We start from the raw sequence: 16455 nt of genomic DNA on the forward strand, positions 1-16455 counted from the left end.
AAAGGACGAGCATGATCTCATTGGAACAGGAAGTCAAAGCCTATTTCCGCAGCCAGAACATGGCCTTCGAGGACAATTGCAGGTCCTTTTCCCGTCTGGACTTCGCGTTTGGCAACCGCCAGCAGGGCCGACGTTTCTTCTTCGATGCCAAAGAAAAACGCCAGCCGCTCAACATGCAGAACTGGCCGATCTCAACGGTGCCCCAGGAGCATCTCTTTGTTCTGGATGATCTGGCCGCGCGTAAAGTGCTGGCCTACGCGCCCCAGTCTGGCCTGGTCATCCGCGATAACCTGCGCCAATCGTACCACCTGCTGACCGTGGTTGACCTCTTCCTGATGCCCAAGCAGCGCGTCAACCGCCCGATCGAAAACGAAGTGCAGGTCATGAAGGGCAAATGGCTGCTCGATCTGCGCAGCAGCTTCACCAGCGCGGGCCTGGATGGCATTGTGGCCCGTGTCAACACCTACCTGGACCAGCACGACGCCATCTTTTTCAAGCAACTGGCCTGCTACGGCCACTATGCGGGCGAAGAGGTCCACGACCAGGGGACGATACGCCGGCCAGGGCATTGGGAAATTGACATCAGCGCCACGCGCTGAGCAGGAGGTTGGTGGTGAATCGTTCTGGCTTGATTCTGCACCCTCGACGGATGCTTGTGCTGACGAGCGCGCTAGTCGCGCTGGCGCTGCTTGGGCTGGCCGTGGCTGCCGGCGCCTCAACCCGCAGCAGCCTCCCCGCCAACAGCCCCATCAGCGTCAACACGCTGGATGACGGGGCCGATACGAACGCGAACGACTGTCTGTGCGCCACCGACGATAATCTCTGCTCGCTGCGCGCCGCGCTGCAAACGGCCAATGCCTGCCCTGGCGCTGACCTGATCCAGTTTGCCATCAGCGGCACGATTGCGCCCTATTACTCCCTGCCGGCGCTGAGCGACAGCAGCGGCGGCGTCACGATTGATGGCTACAGCGCGCCCGGCGCCAGCCCCAACACGGCCCCGTTGACCGGTACGTTCAACGCCAGCGTGACGGTGGCGCTGGATGGTCGCGATCTTGCCTTCGACGGCCTGACCGTCACCAGCCACCACAACGTGGTGCGGGGGCTGGCGATCTACGGCTTCGATGCCAACGTGGGCGCGCCCTACTACAACGGCATTGTCATCGCCGGCGGTCGCGAAAACCTCATCGCCGGCAATTTCCTGGGCCTGACGGCCGATGGCAGTCATGTCTCCAGTTTTCAACGCGCGGGCGTCAACGTGCGCGCGCTCGCCAAGCAAAATGTGATTGGCGGCACGCTGCCCGCGGACCGCAATGTCATCAGCGGCAACCGCTTTGCCGGCGTGCGCATCGAGGGCAACCTGGCGCTGACCAACACCGTACAGGGCAACCTGATCGGCCCGGCGTTGGATGGCGCGTCGGTGCTGACCGACAGCCAGCAACTGTACGGAGTTCACCTCACCAATATCGCCTATGACAACCTGGTGCTTGACAACGTCATCTCCGGCAACAGCGTGGCGGGCGTGGTGCTTTCGGACAGCGCGGGCGGCAACCTGGTGCGAGGCAACATCATCGGGCCAGCCGCCGGCGGAGAGGCGCTCCTGGCCGGCAGTGTCCAGAGCGACGGCGTGTGGATCAACACCAGCGCCAGTAATAACCTGGTGCAGGCCAATCTGATCAGCGGTAACCGCGCCAACGGCGTGCGCATCACCGGCAGCGGCGCCTTTCGGAACCGGGTGTGGGCCAACACGATCGGGCCGGCCGCGGCCGGAGGTCCCCTGCCCGGCAGCGTCCAGGCGGTGGGCGTGCGTCTGAGCGATGGCGCGACCAGCAATGAGATTGGCAGCGGCGCAGATGCAGCGGCGTCCAATCGCATCGCCTACCACACCCTGACCGCGGTGACCATCGAGGGCAACAGTCCCTACAACCGGGTGCGGCGCAATAATCTGGCGGATAATGGCCCTTCTCTGTTGCCGCCGGCCGCGCCCGGGCTTGATTTGGGCGCGGATGGCATCACGCCCGATGACCCCGGCGATGGCGATAGCGGCCCCAATAGCCTGCAGAACCGGCCGCTCATCGGCAACATCAGCGCGCTCATCAACCAGATACAGCTCGATATCTTCGTGGACAGCAGCCCGGAGCACACGCAATATCCGCTGACGATTGATTTCTACCGGGCCGAGGCCAGCGCTGTGCTGGGCCAGGTGGCCGCGGGTCAGGCATGGGTGGGCAGCCTGCTCTATGAGAGTACCCAGACCACGATCACGCAGCGTTTCCCGGCCGCCGTCATTCCCAATGACACCGACCTCATCGTGGCGACGGTGACCGATGCCTCTGGCAACACCAGCGAATTCAGTCAGGCCACCGCGCTCAGTCAGAACGCATTTGCGGTCACCAACCTGGGCGACAGCGCCGATGCCAACGTGGGCGATTGTCTGTGCGCCACGACGGACGCCGGCTGCACCCTGCGCGCTGCGCTGGAGGAGGCCAACGCCTGCTCAGGACCACATGCCATTGGCTTCCTGGTCGCGGGCGTCATCGTCCTCACCTCCCCGCTGCCGGCCTTGACCGACCCCGCGGGCCTGTGGATTGACGGCACGACCGCGCCGGGCGCCCGTGTCAACACGGCCGCGCTCTCCAGCCCCATCGACGCGCTGCTCACGATCACGCTGAGCGGAAACGACCAACTGCCTGACGGACTGATCCTGGCCAGTGACAACAATCGCATCAACGGGCTTGTCCTCACGCAGTTCACCAACCAGGGCGTCGTCATCCAGGGCAGCGCCAATCTGTTGACCGGCAACTTCATCGGCGTGGCGGCCAACGGCATCAGCGGCGCCGCGCAGCAGCAAGTGGGCATCGCCATTGAGAACGGCGCGGCCGACAACCAGATCGGCGGGACGATGCCGGCCGACCGCAACCTGATCAGCAGCAACCTCAGCGCCGGTATCATCATCACCGGCGCCGGCAGCGACCGCAACATCATCATCGGTAACAGCATTGGCCCCAGCGCAAGCGGCAGCATCCTGCCCGATGGTCAGGAGCAGCAGATTGGCGTGTGGATTGGCAACGGCGCGCAGGAGAATCGCATTGGCGTGACTGCCAGCCTGGATGCCGCGTCACAACTGACAGGCAGCAGCAACCTGATCAGCGGTAATCGGCAGGCCGGCATCTATCTCGGACCGGGGTCGAGCCGGACCCAGGTGATGAACAACACGATTGGGCCGGCGGCCAGCGGTCAGAGCATCATCTTTGGCAGCGCGCAGGCCGATGGGATCGTGATCGAAGGGGCGAGCGATAACCAGGTGGGGCGTTTGGGCCAGGCTAACCAGGTCAGCGGTAACGATCAGGCCGGGGTGCGCATCACGGGCGCGACAGCCAGCCACAATCTCATTTTGGCTAACCTGATTGGGCCGGCCAGAAGCGGCACGACGCCGCTCACCGGCAGTCAACAGCAGCATGGGATCGTCATCGAAGAGGGCGCGCACGACAACCAGGTTGGCGACACCGCGGGCAGTCTGATCATCTGGCCGGGCAACGTTGTGCGCTTCAACAGCCAGGAAGGCATCGTCGTGACCGGCGAGGAGACGCTCGGCAACCGGCTGTCGGGCAACATCGTGGTCAATGGGCCTGGTCGCGCCATTGACCTGGACGGCGATGGTCTCACGCCCAATGATGAGGGCGATCCCGACCTGGGGCCAAATCGGCGGCAGAATTACCCATCCATCGCGACGGTGCTGTTCACTGACCCTGATCCCGGCGTACTGGCGCAGTATGAGCCGATATTGATCAGCTACCGGGTAGATTCGGCGGTCATTTACGCCTCCTACCCGATCACGGTCGAGTTCTACCGGGCCGATAGCATGACTTCCGGGCAGGCGCTGTCCTACCTGGGCGCCACCAGCTACACGTTCAATGTCGCGCAAAACATCACCAGTGTGCTCTTGGAGCCGGTGCAGGCAGCGAATCTTTGGTGGCCCATGGTGGCGACGGCAACCGACCGCAATGGCAATACCAGCGAGCTATCGGATCCCTTCTGCCCCGGCGCTTACCCGGATGTTGACCGCTCCGGCAGCGTGGATATTGTGGACATCATGCTGGTTGCGCATCTCATCGGACGTTCGGCATATCTGTACGACGCGAACTGCGATGGTTTCCTGGACGTGACGGACCTGGCCACACTGGTGACGGCATGGCAGTCTTGCCTGGCCGCCAACACGCCGCCCGGTCAGGCGCCTGTCGCCTGCCGCTGAGGGGCCTTACAACAGGGTGTGAAGTTCGTGCAGGCGTTTTTGCACGCCCTGGTAGAGGTCGTAGAAGATACTCCACTCGACCACATCAATGTCCGCGCCCAATTCACTGGTGCGAAAGCGGCTGTAGAAATCGGCCGAGGTCATGTGGTAGCGCTGCTCGTAGTGTTCCAGTTTTTGTCGTAGACGCCGCAACTCGGCCTCGGTGTTGTCCGCTTCGGTGGCAATCACCTGCTGGATTGCACGGTCAATAAAGGCGCTCTGAAATCCCTGCGCGTAGAGGTTCTGCAATCCTTGCAAGCGCACTATGGTTGATGAATCGCTCATGCTATCTTCCTCATGATGGCGGCCCAGGCGGCCATTGGCTGTAGCGAGTGGCTGTCATTGTATCACAAAGCGTCCCATTGTGTGAAACAGGATGGCTACCCCCACACAATTGACCCATTGCCTGTCACCGTGTACAATACGCACCCGTTGCCCATGATTCGTTGCCCATACTGCATCGGTTTTGATGAACCTGGCATCGCCAGGATCGCCCTGGATGCGCGACGCCGGGCATCCACCACGCCTGAACAGATTCCGTCAGAAAGTCTGTGAGACAGAAGGAGCTGCCCATGAACGACAAGCGTGAGATTCGCGCCTGGTATTTTTACGATTGGGCCAATTCGGCCTTTTCCACCACCGTTGTCACCGTCTTCTTAGGCCCGTATTTGACCTCCATCACCAGGGCGGCCGCAGACGCCAATGGCTTTGTCTACCCTCTCGGCATCCAAGTGGGCGCCGGCTCCTTCTTCCCCTACATGGTTTCTCTTTCCGTCCTATTACAGGTCGTTTTTCTGCCCATTCTTGGCGCCATCGCCGACTACTCGCATCTGAAAAAGCAGATGCTCACCCTCTTTGCCTACATCGGCGCCATCGCCACGATGTGCATGTATTTTCTGCAAGGCAGCAACTACCTCCTGGGCGGCCTGCTCTTTCTGATCGGTAACCTGAGCTTTGGCGCTTCCATCGTTTTCTATAACGCCTACTTGCCGGAAATTGCCAGCGCCGACCGCCGCGACAATGTCTCGGCCATGGGCTTTGCCACCGGCTACCTCGGCGGCGGTCTGCTCCTGGCCCTCAATCTGGTCCTGTTTTCAAAGGCCGCAGACTTCGGTCTGGATACCGCGATGGCGGTGCGCATCAGCCTGCTGTCGGCCGGCGCATGGTGGGCGCTCTTTACCCTGATTCCCATCCGCATGCTGAAGTCGCGTGAGCCGCGGCGCCGCTTACCCGCCGGCGAACGTTACACGACCGCCGGTTTCAAGCAACTGCGCGCCACCCTGACCAGGCTCCCCAGCTATCCGCAAACCATGCTCTTCCTGATCGCTTATCTGCTCTACAACGACGGTATCCAGACCGTCATCGCCCTCTCATCCCAGTTCGGGCAGGAAGAATTGAAACTGTCCATTGATACCCTGACCGCGGTCATTCTGATGGTGCAGTTCATCGCCTTTTTTGGCGCGGCCATCTTCGGCCGCATTTCCCGCTATGTGGGCACCAAGCGCGCTATCTTTGGCAGCCTCGTCATCTGGACAGGCGTCGTCATCTACACCTACGGCGTGCTCAAGGCCGAAGATGCCGCCGGCTTTTTCGCGATCGGCGCCGTCATCGCGGTGGTTCTTGGCGGCAGCCAGGCTCTCAGTCGCTCGCTCTTCTCCCACATGATCCCATCCGGCCAGGAGGCCGAATACTTCAGCCTCTACGAGGTCAGCGAACGCGGCACCAGTTGGCTCGGCCCACTCCTGTTTGGCCTCAGCCTGCAATTTACCGGCAGCTACCGCATTGCCATTCTGTCGCTGATCGTCTTCTTTGTGGCCGGCATGCTCCTCCTCACCCGGGTCAACGTGGCCCAGGCCATCCGTGAGGCAGGCAATGAGGTACCGGCGCACCTCTAGTGATGACAAAACCCTTGCATTGGAATCACCGCGCCGGGGCGTTGGGCGCCCTGGCGCTGGCCTTACTGGCCCAATCCCTGCTCACTCAGACGCCTTTCGCCCTCCCCCTGGTTGACACCTTGCGCGTCGAGACGGCCCATCTCCTGGCCTATGGCCTGCTGGCCGCCGCCATGCTCCTGTTTGCCCTGGCGGCCGCGCCTGAACCGCGCGCGCCTGCCTGGCCTGAACCGCCGCGCCCGCAGCCGCGCCTGGCCCTGGCCTTCACCTGGCCCGCGTTGAGCCTGGCCCTGGCCCTGCTGGGCTACCTGGCCGGCCTGGCGCTCTATCTCAGCGCCGGCGAGAGCCTGGCGGTGCGCGCCTTGTGGCTGGCCGGTCCGCTCCTGTTCCTCGCCTCCTATCTGCCCATGCGCGCACGCCCGGACCGCGTCGCCACCCTGCCGTCTGACACCTGGTGGGAATGGGCCTTGCTGGCCCTCATGACGGCCGCGGCCTTTGCCCTGCGTGCCCGCTACCTGACCGCCATCCCCGGCAACATTGACGGCGACATCACCGTCGTCGGGCGTGAAGCCCTCGCCTTGATCGGCCAGCCGGCCTGGATCGGCATCAACACCTACTTCCAGTTCCCCCAGTTCTTCTACATGCTCTCCGCCCTCTCCATGCGCCTGTTCGGACAGGACCTCTACGGGCTATTCCTCGGCTCCGTGCTCATCGGTACCGCCACCATTCCTGCCGTCTTCTGGCTGGGGCGTGAGCTGGCCGATCGCCGCGTCGGGCTGTTGGCGGCCGCCCTGCTGACCATCAGCTACACCCACAACCACCTGAGCCGCATCGTCATCCCCAGCGCGCCCCTGCTCATCGTCACGCTGTTCTGCGCCTGCCTCTGGCGCGGCTTGCGTACAGGCCGCGGCGTCTGGTTTGCACTGGCCGGCATCCTGTTCGGCCTCAGCCCGCTGGTCTATTACGGCGCGCGCGTCGCCTTCGTCATCCTCCCGCTGCTGTTTCTGTGGCTGCTGATCTGGCAGCGCCGCCAGATCAGCGGCCAGTGGCGCCACTGGCTGGCCCTTGTCTTTGGCGCCCTGCTGGCCTTTGGCCCCATGCTGGGCTATGCCCTACGCCAGTTCGACGTCTTCATGGGCCGCACCGGGACCGTCACCCTCACCAACCCCACCGTCTACGAACATCTGCTCAACAAATACGGCGTCTCCACCCTGCCGGCCCTGCTCGTGCGCCAGATCGAACGCACACTTCTCACCTTTCACCTCTACAGCGACACCAGCCCGCAGTTTGCCTTTCCCGGTCCCATGCTCGACTGGCTGACCGCCGCGCTGCTGACGCTGGGCCTGGGTCTGGCGCTCGCGCGTCTGCGTGATGCGCGCTCCTTCCTGCTCGTGACTTGGTTCGCGGCCAGCCTGGTCCTGGGCGGCGTTCTCACCAATGACCCGCCCAACTGGGTTCACCTGGGCATCGTCCTGCCCGCGGTCGTCATCCTGGCCGCGCAGGCCGGCGTTTACCTGTGGGGCCTCCTGGCGCGGCCGCTCGATCAGTATGGCCGCCTTGCGCTGGCCGCGCTGCTGGTCATTGCGCTGGCCGCGGTCGGCGTCAACAACTGGCGGACCTACGCAACCTGGTCCGTGACCAGTGTCCAGCCGCGCACCAGCATGGCTCGCTTCATCAGCCGCCTCCCCGGCGACACCCAGGTTCTGCTGGTGCAAGAGCCTTTCTCCTGGGATGACAGCGTCTTTCAGTTCTTGAACCACAATGTCAACGGCCGCAACATCACCTTCGAAGAGATTCGCCAGGGAATCTTACCGCCCGCGCCCGTGCAAGAAGATGATCCGCCGCTGGCGTTCATCGTGCCGACCGAGCAGCGCGATCTGCTCCCGGTTTTGCAGGTCGCGTACGGACCGCCCTATCCCGGCGGCGCTGTGCAGGAAGGGATCGAGCACGGCTGGCCGACCTTCAGCGCCTACCTGGTGACGCCGCCCGGCTACACGCCAACGGTCCCACCCGCGGGCCTGGGCGGCGACAATCCCTGGCCGGGCCTCCTGGCGATCGGCGGCCTGGTCGCGCTCTTTCTCCTGCTGGCGCTGCGGGCCTGGCGCCGCCGCGCGCCCATCGTGCCGCCGGCCGCGGACACCCCCACCGCGGCCGTGCCCTTTGCCATGACCCCGGTTGCAACTGCGGGCGCAGCCCCGGTTGTGGCGCTGACCGACAGCGAAGCCGTGATCCCGGCGCCGGCGGCTGAAGACTCAACGCCCGTCCCTGCCTTGCCTGACACACTGACGGCCGCCCCGCCGGCTGGGGATACACCACCCGCGCCCGCCATGATCGCCAAACGGCTGCTGCACCGCCGCGTTGGGCGCTATGAACTAAGTCTGACCCGGCACGACCTGGCGGTGGCGGAATCAGAACAGGATGCAGCGCTTGCGGCTGCTGCTGAACCGGAGCCTGCGCCGCCGCCTCTGCCGCGCGTCACCTGGCGCAGACTGGCCGGCATCCTGCTGGCACTGGCACTCGCCTACCTGGCGCAGGCCTTTTATGACGGCGCCGGTCTGCGCCAACTCCTGGCCAGCACCCTGGGCAACGCCATCTCATTGGCCTGGTTCGAGCCGAACCGCTTGCGCATCGGCACGGCGCTCTACCTGCTGGCCCTGGGCCTTTTTGCCTGGCTGACGCCCGCCATCTGGACACGCCCGGATCAGCGCGTCCGTCGTCAAGCGCGCGCGGGCAGCTTGGTCAACCGGGTTGGGCGTAGCCTGCTCTTGCTCGCGGCCCTGGGCAGCGCGGCGTTCGGCCTGCAGCGCTTTGCCTGGCAGGGCGAAGACGGCAGCGTCCAGGCGATCTGGCTGCTCAGCATCCTGCTCTTCCTGGCCTCGCAGACGCCCTGGCAGCTTCTGCGACGGGCCGGCGGCGCGACGCGGCGCATCTGGCCGGCCCGTGCCACCCTGTTCAATTTGCTCATCCTGGTCGTCATTCTGAGCGCGGCCTTCTGGCTGCGCGTCAATCGCCTGGAAATCATCCCCTACGATTTTCACGGCGACATGGCCTCCTACGGCATTCAAGGCCGCGAGATCATCATGGGCAACCAATGGCGCCTGTTCCAGGAGGGTTGGGCCAACATCCCCATGATCGGCTACCTGCCCACCGCGGCCGCCATGGCCCTCTTCGGCAACAACCTCTTTGGCCTCAACATGAGCGCGGTCATCGCTGGTATGCTCAGCCTGCTGGCCTTCTACCTGTTCATCTGGCGCCTGTTCGATAGCCCGCGCCTGGCCCTCCTGGCTACTGCGCTGGTGGCGATCAACGTCCCCCATATCCATTTCTCGCGCCTGGCCGCGTACATGGACCCCTGGCCGTTCAATCTGTTCGCCCTCTTCCTGCTGGTGGATGGCTTACGTGCGCGTCGCAACTTTTCCCTGGCTCTGGCCGGGGTTCTCCTCAGCTTTGGCCTGCAAATGTACTACTCGGGCCGTGTCGTCCTCTTCATCATCGCCGGCTTTCTGCTCTTCGCCCTGCTCTTCCGCCGCGACTGGATCAAGGGCAACCTGATCGGCCTGACCCTCATGGCGTTGGGCCTGCTGATCGGCCTGGGCCCCAGCCTCATCTACTTTGCCCGCAACCAGGATGCGCTGGTCGAACGCAGTCGTTCGGTCTTCCTCTTCTACCCGGCCGTCATGAACCACCTCATGGGCAAGTACGGCGTAACCACGCCCTGGGCCGTCTTCCTGGAGCAGACGCGGCTCTCGCTGTTGATGTTCCATGTCAGCGCGGACTCCAGCACGCAGTTCGGCTACCGGCACCCCATGTTCAGCTCCGCTATCTCGCCGCTCATCGCCCTGGGCTTTGGCTACGCGCTGCGCCGCTGGCGCACACCCGGCGCCGCCCTGGCGCTCATCTTCTGGGTGCTCAACCTCTTCATCGGCAGCATCCTCACCGGCGACGCGCCCTTCTGGCCGCGCCTGGTCGGCATGACGTTCGCCGGCGCCTGGTTCGCCGCCCTCGCCCTGGACCGGTTGGGGCATGAGGGCTGCGCCCTCGTGCCCTTACGCTGGCGCCGCCTGGGGCATGAGGGCTACGCCCTCGTGCCCCTACTGGTGATATTGACCCTCGTCGGCTGGCAGGACTGGAATCTCTACCGCGAAACGGTCAAAATCGCCGCGCGGCCGCAAACCCTCATCGGCCGCTACCTGCGCGACCTGCCCACCGACATCGCGGCCTGCGACTTTGCCGATGAATACGCCCTGCAGGTGCGCGAGACCGCATTCCTGGCCTGGCCGCGGCCCTTGATTGACCTGCCCACCGAGGCGCCCAACGGCTTGATCGAGAGCTGCCCAGGCCCGCCCTTCGTCTGGATCGTCTACCCCCACCAACCCACGCGACTCTCTGCCATCACCAGCCGCTGGCCCAACGGCGTGCTCGAAGAACACCGCATCCCCGGCGGCGGCCTGCTCTTCAGCAGCTACCTGGTGCTGAACGGCGAACCAACGCGGGGAATGCAGGTGCCGCCGGTGGTCACACCAGAGATTGGCGCGCCGCCTGCCGTTGCCGGCTATCACGCCTTTTACCCGGATGGTTCATCCTTCACGCCGGCGCAGACCTTCCTGGGCGACGAGACCGGCTCGGTGTGGCAGATCAACGCCGGCCGCGTCACCGTGACCGGAGGCCAGTTGGTGCTGCACATCGGCCCGCTGCCGGGCCATGACGGTGTGTTCGATTACGTGCGCCTGCTCAACGATGAGGGTCAGGAGATTCGCATCGAAGCCGAAGATGCGATGTTCACCACCGGTGATACCTACGCGGGTCTGGAGGGCAGTGACGGGCACTGGTGGAATCAGGCGTTCAAGCCGTTCAGCGGCGGCTACGGCGTGGTGGCGCAGAAAAACGAGATGGTGCCTGTGCTGACCACCACCATCGCCGCGCCAGACGGCGAGTACACTCTGCTCATCGGCTCGTTCAAGGGCGATCATGACAACGGCGTGTTCGGCCTCGGCATCACGGTCCTCGAGCCATAGGGCGCCGTTCACCTGGCTTTGACGCCGCGGTACCCGTGTGCTATGATGGGGCATCAGACAGACAGGAGAGACAGATCATCACCGTGAGCACAACACCCCACAGGCTGTCGGTCATCATCCCGGTGTACAATGAGCGGGGGACGATCGAGGAGATCGTGCGCCGCGTCCTGGCCGCGCCGCTCGACGGCGTTGAAAAGGAAATCATCCTGGTGGATGATGGCTCCACAGACGGTACGCGCGACATCCTGCGCCAGATGCAGGCCAAGCAGGCGGCCGCGATGCACATCGTCTTTCATGAGTTCAACCAGGGCAAGGGCGCGGCCATTCGCACCGGGCTGCACCATATCAGCGGTGACCTGGTCGTCATCCAGGATGCAGACCTGGAGTATGACCCGCGAGTACGGGGTGCTCATTCAGCCCATTCTGGAGGGGAAGGCCGACGTGGTCTACGGTTCCCGCTTCCTCGGCTCGCACCGGGTCTTCAACTTCCTGCACATGTTGGGCAACAAATTCCTGACCCTGATCACCAATCTGCTCTACAACACCATCCTGACCGACATGGAAACCTGCTACAAGGTATTTCGGTCGGCAGTGTTCAAGGACATCGAGATTCGCGCCAATCGGTTTGATTTCGAGCCGGAGATCACCGCCAAGATTCTCAAACGTGGTTATCGCGTCTTCGAAGTGCCCATCTCCTACAACGGGCGTGACGCCGACGAGGGGAAGAAAATCAGCGCCTGGCGCGATGGTTTGCCGGCCCTGTGGGCGTTGATCAAATATCGTTTCATCGAGTAGGGGCACGAGGGCGGTAGCCCTCATGCCCCTACAACGAGCAACAAGCCCCAACAAGCCCCAACAAGGAGATTGCATTGGAATTTGCCGAACTAGACGATCCGATTGGCCGCGAGACCTTGCGCCGCATGGCGAGCGTAGATCGCTACAACCGTTGGATCTACGACGAAATTGCGCCGTACGCGGGTCGCCGCCTGCTCGAGGTGGGCTGCGGCATCGGCAATATGACCAGCTATTTCCTGGGCCTGGACGAGGTGGTTGGTCTGGATCGCCTGCCCAGTTCGGTGCGCTACGTGCGCGCCGCATTTGCCGACCGCCCCAATGTCCATATCTGCGAGGGCGACATCACCACGCGTGACACCGTGGCCCAACTGGCCGGCCATCGCCTTGACACCGTGATGTGCCTCAACGTCCTGGAGCACATCGAAGATCACCAGACCGCGCTGCGCCACATGGCCGAACTGCTGACGCCGGGCGGCCGGCTGCTCCTCTTCGTCCCGGCCGGCGCGTACATGCATGGCACCCTGGACAGCGCGCTGGGGCATTTCCGCCGCTATGACCGCGGCCAACTGCGCAGCCTGGTGAGCGCGACCGGCCTCACGATTCTGCGGCTGAGCTACCTGAACATCGCCGGCATTCCCGGTTGGTGGCTCAACAGCCGCGTCCTCAAGCGCGACATCCTGCCCCACGGCCAACTCAAGCTCTTCAACCTGCTGGCCCCGCTCTTCATCGGCGCCGAGCGCCTCCTGCGCCGCGTGTGGGATGTGCCGCTCGGCCAATCGCTCCTCTGTATCGCCCAGAAACCGACGCAATGACTGCTTCCACCCGCGCAACTGCGCTGCGCAAACGCCTCGACGGCCCGCTCAAACTGGCGATCAGCCTGGCGCTGATGGCCCTGCTGCTGCGCGCGGTCCATTGGCGTGAGATTTTCGCCGTCCTCACCCACATCCACGCCGGTTGGTTTGCCCTGGCCCTGCTGCTCTTTCAACTCGGCGTGCTGGTGCGCGCGGCCCGCTGGCAGATCCTGCTGCGCGCCGGCGGCGTCCCCGCGCCCCTGGCGCTGCTGGTGCGCTGGTACTTCATCGGCAGTCTGTTCAACACGGTCCTGCCCACCGGCTTCGGCGGCGACGCGGTCAAGACCGTGGCCCTGGGCCGTTACGCCGGCCGGCCCGGCGTGGTGCTCGGCTCGGTCCTGCTCGATCGCTTCAGCGGCATGGCCATGCAGATGCCCATCGGCATCATGGCGCTGCTGCTGGCGCCCGGCGCGGCCAGCCCGACCGTCGGCTGGCTCCTCGGTCTGCTGTTCGGCGCCTGTGCGCTGATCGTCCTGCTGATGGCGCGGCGCGATTGGGCGTTGGCCTTGCAGCGCCGCTTCCCGGCCGTGGCGCGGGTCAAGGCCGGCCAAATCCTGCTCGACGCCATCCCCACCTATGGCCTGCGTCCTCTCCTGGCGTCGTTTGGCGTCTCGCTCATCTTCAACGCCCTGCTCATTGGCCTCAACATCTGCCTGGGCCTGGCCGTAGGCGCCGCCATTCCCTGGCGCTACTACCTGATCTTCGTGCCGCTCATTTCTGTCTCCCTCGTGCTCCCCTCCTTCGGCGGCCTGGGCGTGCGCGAATTCAGCTACATGGCCCTGTTCACCCAGGTAGGCGTCACACCGGCGGCCGCGGCCGCGATGGGTCTGCTCTTCTACGCAGTCACGATGGGCGGCGCGCTGGTTGGCGGCATCCTCTACCTCACCCCGGCCGCCTGGTGGGAACCGGCGCCTGACAGCCGCAGCCTGGGGGTGGAACAGCCATGACCCATCCCACAGCCTCGGCGGCGCCCCATGTCTCGGTCGTGGTGCCGTTGTACAACGAGGAAGAGAGCATCGCGGGCCTGCAGGCGCAGCTCACCGCCGCGCTGACCGGCCTGGGCCGCCCCTTCGAGATCATCGTGGTGGACGATGGCAGTCGCGATGACTCCTTTGCCCTGCTGCGCCGCTGGCAATTGCAGGACCCCGCGCATGTGCGCGTGGTGCGCTTCCGCCGCAACTTCGGTCAAACGGCCGCCTTCGCCGCCGGCTTCGAGCGCGCCCGCGGGGAGATCATCGTCACCCTGGATGCCGACCTGCAAAACGACCCGGCCGACATCGGCCTGCTGCTGGACAAAATCGCGGCTGGCTACGATGTCGTCAGCGGCTGGCGCGTGCAGCGTCAGGACGCCGCGCTGAGCCGGCGGCTGCCCTCGGTCATCGCCAACGCGCTCATCTCCCGCGTCACCGGCGTGACCCTGCACGATTACGGCTGCTCGCTCAAAGCCTATCGCCGCGAGGTGCTGCAGAACGTGCGCCTGTACGGTGAACTGCACCGCTTCATCCCCGCCATCGCCAGTTGGATGGGCACGGCCGTGGCGGAAATTCCCGTCTCTCACCGGCCGCGGCAGTTCGGACGCTCCAAGTACAACCTGAGCCGCACTTTTCGGGTGATCTTGGACCTCATCACGGTGCGGTTTCTGCTCGGCTACGCCACGCGGCCGCTGCACGTCTTTGGCGGCATCGGTCTCACCCTGGGCGCTGTGGGCACGTTGATCGGCATGTACCTGACCTATCTCAAGCTGATCCTGGGACAGAGCATCGGCAGCCGGCCGCTGCTGCTCCTGGCCGTTCTGCTGGTCGTGCTGGGCGTGCAGATGCTGAGCATCGGCCTGTTAGGGGAGATGACCATGCGCACCTATTACGAGGCGCAAAACAAACCGATCTACGCGATTCGCGAGATTCTGGAAAATCAAGAGGCAACACAAGAGCCATGACAGCCAACCCATTGGAAAACGTCCCCATTGTGTCTATCGTTCGCCGCAATCACGGCATCGAACATGCCACGGTCTCTCTGCTGACGGCGCGCCGGGCCGACCGGCGTATCGTGGCGCGCAGCAACACCCGTGGTTTCATCATCTTTGGTGAGATCGAGACGCAGGAGTTGGAGCTGGCGACCAAAGAGGCGCTGCGACGCCTGCAGGCCGGCGACGCCCACATGGCGGTCCATCCTAACTGCGGCACCAACTTTGTCACCTCCGGCATGTTGGCGGGCCTGGCCGCGTGGGCCGTCACGGTGCTCAGCACGCAGGGCGAGCGCAAACGCTCCGCCTGGGAAGCGCTGCCCACCGCGTTCACAGCCGCCACCCTGGCGCTCTTCGTGGCGCAGCCATTGGGACACACCTTGCAGGAATTTGTCACCACCTCAGCCCAGGTGCAAGGCGTGCGCCTGGGCCAGGTGACGCGCCGCGCCGACCTGGGCGGCGTGCCGGTGCATTTGGTAGAGCTGATCCACCCCTGAGACTTCTGAACCCTGTGAGATTTCGCGGGTCTGGCGTAAGTGGGCACGTATGATTTATTTGATTCATGGAGACGAGGAATTCTTGCGCGCGGAGGCCCTGGCCGAGATCAAGACGGCGTTGGGGCCGCCGGAATTTGCGCAGCTCAACACCGCCGAGTTGGATGGCGCGCGCTTTTCGCGGGCGGACTTGCACCACGCGTGCGACGCCATGCCATTTCTGGCGCCGCGCCGCCTGGTCATCCTCAACGGCGCGCTGACCGCGTTCGCGCGCAAGGCGCAGCGCGGCCAGGGCAAGGGCCGCGGTCAGGCTGACGCCGCCGGCACGCGCTCCGCCGAAGATGCTGGCCCATCGGCCGGCGAGGGCGGCGAGGCGCTGCCGGCCGCGGCCAAGGAACTGCGCGGCGCCCTGATCGCCTACCTGGCGCATGTGCCGGAAAGCACCGACCTGGTGCTGCTGGAGCCGGCGCTGGTGCGCAAGACCGACCCGGTGTCGAAGGCGCTGGAGAGTGCGGCGTTGGCGCCGCGCGTGCGCATCCTGCTGTGTCAATATGACGGGGAATGGTGGAAACAGGACGAATGGCTGTTGAACTGGCTGACGCAGCGCGCGCGCCAACGCAAGATCAAGATCGAACCGGCGGCGACGCGGGCCTTGACCGAACTGGTGGGGCACGACTTGCGCCTGCTGGATCAGGAGCTGAGCAAATTGCTGGCCTACAGCGCCAACGCCCGCGCCATCAGCGTGACCGATGTCAAGCTGCTGGTGAGCGGCGTGCGCGAACGCAGCGTGTTCGAGATGGTGGAGGCCCTGGCTGGCGGCAATGGCAAGCAGGCGGTGGCGCTGCTGCAAAGCCTGTTGGCCGCCGGTGAGCAGCCGTTGGGCATCCTGGGCATGATCGCCTGGCAGTTCCGCCTGCTCTTGCAGGTCAAAGAACTGATGAGCCAGGGCCAAAGCCAGGATGCGGCCGGCGCAGCGTTGGGCCAGAAGCCATTCACCATGAAGAAGGCCTGGCCCCAGGCCCAACGCTTCAGCCTGGCGACGTTGGAATGGGCGATGGAACGCCTGCTCGAAACCGACATCGCCATCAAGACCGGCCAAATGGAAGACCGCCTGGCGCTCACCATGCTCGTCGCCGAGTTGAGCCAGAGCCGTTAGG

At 64.6% G+C, this 16455-nt stretch carries 11 protein-coding genes and 1 pseudogene; 11 read left to right on the forward strand and 1 reads right to left on the reverse strand.

Going from position 1 to position 16455, the window contains the following annotated elements:
- Window positions 1–599: hypothetical protein (locus IPF85_RS23000; RefSeq protein WP_343410388.1), on the forward strand; the 599-nt coding region annotated here is incomplete at its 5' end.
- Window positions 600–613: 14 nt separating this feature from the next.
- Window positions 614–4249: a right-handed parallel beta-helix repeat-containing protein gene (locus IPF85_RS23005; protein WP_343410389.1), complete on the forward strand. Its 3636-nt coding sequence runs from the start codon at window positions 614–616 to the stop codon at window positions 4247–4249.
- A 6-nt stretch (window positions 4250–4255) separates the two neighbouring features.
- Here IPF85_RS23005 and IPF85_RS23010 read toward each other — a convergent pair whose 3' ends face one another.
- Window positions 4256–4573 carry a hypothetical protein gene (locus IPF85_RS23010; RefSeq protein WP_343410390.1) on the reverse strand — a complete coding sequence of 106 codons (318 nt, stop codon included), beginning with the start codon at window positions 4571–4573 and terminating at the stop codon, window positions 4256–4258.
- Between the two features lie 287 nt (window positions 4574–4860).
- Between IPF85_RS23010 and IPF85_RS23015 the strand changes: the two genes are divergently transcribed.
- The 9 genes and pseudogenes from IPF85_RS23015 (at window position 4861) to holA (ending at window position 16454) form a co-directional block, all read left to right on the forward strand.
- Window positions 4861–6183 (forward strand): MFS transporter, encoded by a 1323-nt coding sequence (locus IPF85_RS23015; protein WP_343410391.1) that lies wholly within the window; start codon window positions 4861–4863, stop codon window positions 6181–6183.
- 2 nt (window positions 6184–6185) lie between these two features.
- Window positions 6186–11195, forward strand: coding sequence for a glycosyltransferase family 39 protein (locus IPF85_RS23020; protein WP_343410392.1), 5010 nt, complete (start codon window positions 6186–6188; stop codon window positions 11193–11195).
- Window positions 11196–11350: 155 nt separating this feature from the next.
- Window positions 11351–11533, forward strand: a pseudogene (locus tag IPF85_RS23025) (glycosyltransferase); the annotation flags it as partial.
- A 49-nt stretch (window positions 11534–11582) separates the two neighbouring features.
- On the forward strand, window positions 11583–11990 hold the full coding sequence (locus IPF85_RS23030) for a hypothetical protein (protein ID WP_343410416.1): 408 nt from the start codon (window positions 11583–11585) through the stop codon (window positions 11988–11990).
- 74 nt (window positions 11991–12064) lie between these two features.
- On the forward strand, window positions 12065–12802 hold the full coding sequence (locus IPF85_RS23035; RefSeq protein ID WP_343410393.1) for a class I SAM-dependent methyltransferase: 738 nt from the start codon (window positions 12065–12067) through the stop codon (window positions 12800–12802).
- Window positions 12799–13788: a lysylphosphatidylglycerol synthase transmembrane domain-containing protein gene (locus tag IPF85_RS23040; protein ID WP_343410394.1), complete on the forward strand. Its 990-nt coding sequence runs from the start codon at window positions 12799–12801 to the stop codon at window positions 13786–13788. The genes IPF85_RS23035 and IPF85_RS23040 overlap by 4 nt, the downstream gene beginning before the upstream one ends.
- Window positions 13785–14777 (forward strand): glycosyltransferase family 2 protein, encoded by a 993-nt coding sequence (locus IPF85_RS23045; protein WP_343410395.1) that lies wholly within the window; start codon window positions 13785–13787, stop codon window positions 14775–14777. Before IPF85_RS23040 ends, IPF85_RS23045 begins: the two co-directional genes overlap by 4 nt.
- 29 nt (window positions 14778–14806) lie before the next feature.
- Window positions 14807–15301, forward strand: coding sequence for a DUF6391 domain-containing protein (locus tag IPF85_RS23050; protein WP_343410396.1), 495 nt, complete (start codon window positions 14807–14809; stop codon window positions 15299–15301).
- A gap of 49 nt (window positions 15302–15350) precedes the next feature.
- Window positions 15351–16454, forward strand: coding sequence for a DNA polymerase III subunit delta (gene holA / locus IPF85_RS23055; protein ID WP_343410397.1), 1104 nt, complete (start codon window positions 15351–15353; stop codon window positions 16452–16454).
- Window position 16455 lies beyond the last annotated feature (1 nt).

Origin of the sequence: Candidatus Amarolinea dominans, from assembly GCF_016704685.1 — a bacterium.
In the GTDB taxonomy this organism is placed as follows: domain Bacteria; phylum Chloroflexota; class Anaerolineae; order SSC4; family Amarolineaceae; genus Amarolinea; species Amarolinea dominans.

Excerpts from the sequence above, each read along its gene's own strand:
- IPF85_RS23015 (WP_343410391.1), top strand. The coding sequence starts at position 4,861 with ATGAACGACAAGCGTGAGATTCGCGCCTGGTATTTTTACGATTGGGCC.
- holA (WP_343410397.1), top strand. The coding sequence starts at position 15,351 with ATGATTTATTTGATTCATGGAGACGAGGAATTCTTGCGCGCGGAGGCC.
- IPF85_RS23030 (WP_343410416.1), top strand. The coding sequence starts at position 11,583 with ATGACCCGCGAGTACGGGGTGCTCATTCAGCCCATTCTGGAGGGGAAG.
- IPF85_RS23010 (WP_343410390.1), bottom strand. The coding sequence starts at position 4,573 with ATGAGCGATTCATCAACCATAGTGCGCTTGCAAGGATTGCAGAACCTC.
- IPF85_RS23020 (WP_343410392.1), top strand. The coding sequence starts at position 6,186 with ATGACAAAACCCTTGCATTGGAATCACCGCGCCGGGGCGTTGGGCGCC.
- IPF85_RS23045 (WP_343410395.1), top strand. The coding sequence starts at position 13,785 with ATGACCCATCCCACAGCCTCGGCGGCGCCCCATGTCTCGGTCGTGGTG.
- IPF85_RS23040 (WP_343410394.1), top strand. The coding sequence starts at position 12,799 with ATGACTGCTTCCACCCGCGCAACTGCGCTGCGCAAACGCCTCGACGGC.